4 protein-coding genes and 2 pseudogenes are annotated in these 3,571 nt (G+C 70.7%); 1 reads left to right on the top strand and 5 read right to left on the bottom strand.

The genetic code is table 11. The features are described from left to right. The 3 genes and pseudogenes from FE633_RS46735 to FE633_RS46725 form a co-directional block, all read right to left on the bottom strand. Positions 1–229 (bottom strand): annotated as a pseudogene (locus FE633_RS46735) (dehypoxanthine futalosine cyclase); the annotation flags it as partial. Between the two features lie 53 nt (positions 230–282). Beyond that, on the bottom strand, positions 283–1,185 hold the full coding sequence (locus FE633_RS46730) for a menaquinone biosynthetic enzyme MqnA/MqnD family protein (protein ID WP_138051235.1): 903 nt from the start codon (positions 1,183–1,185) through the stop codon (positions 283–285). Positions 1,186–1,313: 128 nt separating this feature from the next. Next, entirely contained in the window at positions 1,314–2,072 is a 759-nt protein-coding gene (locus tag FE633_RS46725; protein WP_138051234.1) for a thioesterase II family protein, read from the bottom strand. A gap of 303 nt (positions 2,073–2,375) precedes the next feature. On the opposite strand from FE633_RS46725, the gene FE633_RS46720 reads away from it, so the two are divergent. Next, the gene (locus FE633_RS46720; RefSeq protein ID WP_138051233.1) at positions 2,376–2,813 is read left to right on the top strand and encodes a DUF6069 family protein; all 438 of its coding nucleotides are present in this window, start codon (positions 2,376–2,378) and stop codon (positions 2,811–2,813) included. 217 nt (positions 2,814–3,030) lie between these two features. On the opposite strand, the gene FE633_RS46715 is transcribed toward FE633_RS46720, so the two are convergent. Beyond that, positions 3,031–3,327, bottom strand: coding sequence for a ferredoxin (locus tag FE633_RS46715; protein ID WP_138051232.1), 297 nt, complete (start codon positions 3,325–3,327; stop codon positions 3,031–3,033). A 70-nt stretch (positions 3,328–3,397) separates the two neighbouring features. After that, a pseudogene (locus tag FE633_RS46710) lies at positions 3,398–3,571 on the bottom strand (aminofutalosine synthase MqnE); the annotation flags it as partial.

Below are 3,571 nucleotides of genomic sequence, written 5' to 3'. Positions count from 1 at the left end.
CGCATACGTTCGTGTAGTTGATGTTGCGCTCGATGATGTACGTCGCGATGTGCTCCGTACCGGCGTACCGGCGGCGGCGTACCGCGTCGGCGGCCGAGCCCAGCGCGTGCAGCGGGGCGCGGCGGTAGAGGTCGAGCGCCTCCTCGGGGGTGATCCGCCCACCCTCGGCGGCACGGTCGAGGACGGACTGAAGGTCGGACGGGAGGTCGGACTGGGGAGGTCGGGACATGGGCCGGCCTTTCCTGGGACGTGGGCGGGCTGTGCGGGAACCGTGTCGTGTGGTCAGTCGCTGCCGGGATCGCCCAGCAGCCGCACGCGTACATCGGGCGGAAAGCCCTCGTGGGCGCCGCCGACCCGCCGGGCGAACTCATGGATTCCGGCGAGTTGCGGGGCCCCGAGACTGAAGTCGAGCGCCGTGGTGTAGTACCGGCGCAGTGTGTCCGCGTCGAACTCCTCCCAGCGCGAAGCCTGTTCACACACCTTGTCCACCTCGACGAGGGAGAGATCACGCGAAGCGAGCAGATCGGAGTGGACCTGGCGGACCACGTCCGGCTCGCGCTCCAGGAAGTCCCGGCGCGCGGCGAACACCGCGAAGACGAACGGCAGGCCCGTCCAGTCCTTCCACATCCGGCCGAGGTCATGGACCTCAACGCCCAGCTCGGGAGCCTCGTACAGAGAGGCCCGCAGCGCCGCGTCACCGATGACGACGGCGGCCCGCGCCTCCTTCAGCATCGTCCGCAGATCGGGCGGGCAGACGAAGTAGTCGGGCCGCACGCCCACGCGGTCCGCGAGCAGCAGCCGCGCCAGCCGCACCGCGGTCCGGCTCGTCGAGCCGAGGGCGACCGGGGCGCCGTCCAGCTGGTCGAGCGGTACCTGGCTGACGATGAGGCAGGACATGACGTCGCCGTCGCTGCCCACGGCGATGTCGGGCAGGGCCACGAGGTCGTCGGCGTGGCGCAGAAACTGGAGAAGGCTGATCGGCCCGATGTCGAGATCGCCGGCCGCGAGCGCCTCACTGAGGCCGTCGGGGTTGTCCTTGCGCAGGTCCAGATCGAGCAGGCTGCCTGTTCTGGCGAGTCCCCAGAACAGCGGCAGGCAGTTGAGGAACTGGATGTGGCCGACCCTGGGCCGGCGCCGTCCGGTGACCGGTGGCACCGGCGCCCCGGTGGCAAGTGGTTCGATCATGGTGGCAGCAGCTCCGGTGTCAGCTAGAGGGCGAACGGCGGCGCGGGTCGAGTACCGCGGAGTTGGGGGTCCGCGGACCCGGGGGTCGGCGGAAGTGCCGTGTCACGTACGGGAGTCCACGCCACGGGTCATGTCCTCGCGGGCATGCGGAAGTGCTCGCCGAGCACCGCGAGCACGTCCGCCTGGCGGTCTGCGAGGAAGAAGTGCCCGCCGGGGAAGACCTTCAGCTCGCTGCCGCCGGTGGTGTGGTCGGCCCAGGCACGTGCTTCGTCGAGGGAGGTCTTGGGGTCGGCGTTGCCGGTGAGCACCGTCACCGGGCAACTCACCGTGGCGCCTTGATCGCAGCGGTACGTCTCCACCGCCGTGTAGTCGCTGCGGATCGCCGGGAGGATCATGCGCAGCAGCTCCTCGTCGGCGAGGAACTGGACGTCGGTGCCGCTCAGCGCCCGCAACTCGGCCACCAGTCCGTCGTCGTCACGCAGGTGCACGTTCTCGTCGCGGGTCCTGGACGGCGCCCGCCGGCCCGAGGCGAAGAGCCGTACGGGACCTCCGCCGGCGGCTTCCATGCGCCGGGCCACTTCGAAAGCCACCACCGCGCCCATGCTGTGCCCGAAGAAGGTCAGCGGCCGGTCGTCCCAGCCCGCGAGTGCCCGCGTGATGCTGTCGGCCAGGTCCGCGACCGAGGTCACCCCAGGTTCGTTGCGGCGGTCCTGACGCCCCGGGTACTGCACGCCGAGGACGTCGACGGCGGGGCTCAGAGCGGTGGAGACGGGCAGGTAGAAGCTCGCGGAGCCACCCGCGTGCGGAAAGCACACGAGACGCTCGGTCGCTTCCGGAGCGGGGTGGTACCTGCGGATCCACAGATTGCCCGGGATGGGTGAGGTCATGGGATGTGGGGGTCCTTCCAACGGGTCGGCGCAACCTGGCCGAGGAGAAGACGGGCACGAGCCCCGAGCGGGCCGGGTGTGCGCGGCACGCTCACTATTCAGTGCACCCGCACCGATTCCACAAGGTCTGACGGGGGCGGGAGCGGGAAGTCTGGGCGTTTCCCCGGTTCTTGAGAGCCGCGGTCGGCCGCAACTGGTCCTTCACGAAGGCCCCGTCCTAGCCTTCGGCGACCGGCGGTCGAAACGGGGCGGACACCGAACCGCCATTCGGCCTCGGTCAGTTGAGAGGAGAGTGGGACCCCCATGACCACCAACACCCCATTCCGAAGCCGCGAGAACGCCCCACGGGCGCGGCGCGGAACCCGAAGCCTGGCGGTCGTGGCCGGCGCGGCCGCGGCACTCCTCGCCTGGCTGGTGACGGCGAAATTCGCCGGGACCCATCTGGACGTCCGCACCGGTTCCGGGGACGCCGTGCAGTCGGTGGGAGTCGCGGCGGTCGTGGTGGCGGCCGTGGTCGCGGGCCTCGGCGGATGGGCGTCGCTCGCCGTCCTGGAACGGCTTGTCCCGGCCAGAGCCCGGGCGGTATGGACGGCCCTCGCTGTCGTCGTCCTCGTCCTGTCCCTGGCCGGACCCCTCGACCAGGGCACCACGACGGGCGCCAAGGCCGGACTGGTGGGCCTGCACCTCGTGACCGGCATGGTGCTCGTCCCGGCGCTGGCGAGGACAGCCGCCCGGCGGTGACACGCGCGGGCCGTCATCCGGCGGTGCCCCCTCCCGGAGCGTCGCCCGGCGGTGACCCTCCCGGGCCGTCGAACGGCGCGGGAGGGAGAGGCCCGTCAGGTCTCCGCCTCGTCCGAGCCCCGTCCGACGGCCCGCGGACCACCACCACTGCTTACGGCTCGTCATGTTCCTTTGCCCACAGCCTTGTTGCGTGGCGAGAACCTGGTCAGCCGCATGGTCAGGCGCTCTCCGCGTCAGGGCCGTAGATCTCGACCGTGTCACTGGTGCGGCGCACGTGAATGCAGTCGCCAGGGCAATCCTGAGCCGAGTCGACCACGTCACGCAGGATGGTCAGGGGGACCCGCACGGCCGCTCCCGGCTCCTGGACCAGTTCGTCGTCCTCGTCCTTCACATACGCGAGGCCGTCAACATCCAGTTCGAACACCTCGGGCGCGTACTGCGCGCAGATGCCGTCACCGGTGCACAGACCCTGATCGATCCAGACCTCGAGTTCCTGGTCGCCGGTCGTCTGCATGGGCGTTTTCACCTTCCTGCCGATCGTGTCGCTGGGGGTACGCGTGCCGGGCCGGGGGCTGCCGCGGGGATCAGACGCGCATGGGCTGCGGTGCCTCGCGGCGTGCCGGGTCCGGGCCCTCGTAGTCGCGGATGATCTCGTAGCGCGTGTTGCGCTCCACCGGGCGGAAGCCGGCGTCGCGGATCAGGTCCAGCAGATCGTCACGGGTGAGCTTGTTCGGCGTGCCGTAGTTGTCGGCGTCGTG

This window comes from Streptomyces montanus (assembly GCF_005786655.1).
GTDB classification, from domain to species: Bacteria; Actinomycetota; Actinomycetes; order Streptomycetales; family Streptomycetaceae; genus Streptomyces; species Streptomyces sporangiiformans.
The sequence above is the reverse complement of the archived record's forward strand: the minus strand, read 5'-3'. Positions and strand labels throughout refer to the sequence as shown.

Bases quoted from the DNA above. Each gene is read 5' to 3' on its own strand.
- FE633_RS46725 (WP_138051234.1), bottom strand. From the start codon at position 2,072: ATGACCTCACCCATCCCGGGCAATCTGTGGATCCGCAGGTACCACCCC.
- FE633_RS46720 (WP_138051233.1), top strand. From the start codon at position 2,376: ATGACCACCAACACCCCATTCCGAAGCCGCGAGAACGCCCCACGGGCG.
- FE633_RS46730 (WP_138051235.1), bottom strand. From the start codon at position 1,185: ATGATCGAACCACTTGCCACCGGGGCGCCGGTGCCACCGGTCACCGGA.
- FE633_RS46715 (WP_138051232.1), bottom strand. From the start codon at position 3,327: ATGCAGACGACCGGCGACCAGGAACTCGAGGTCTGGATCGATCAGGGT.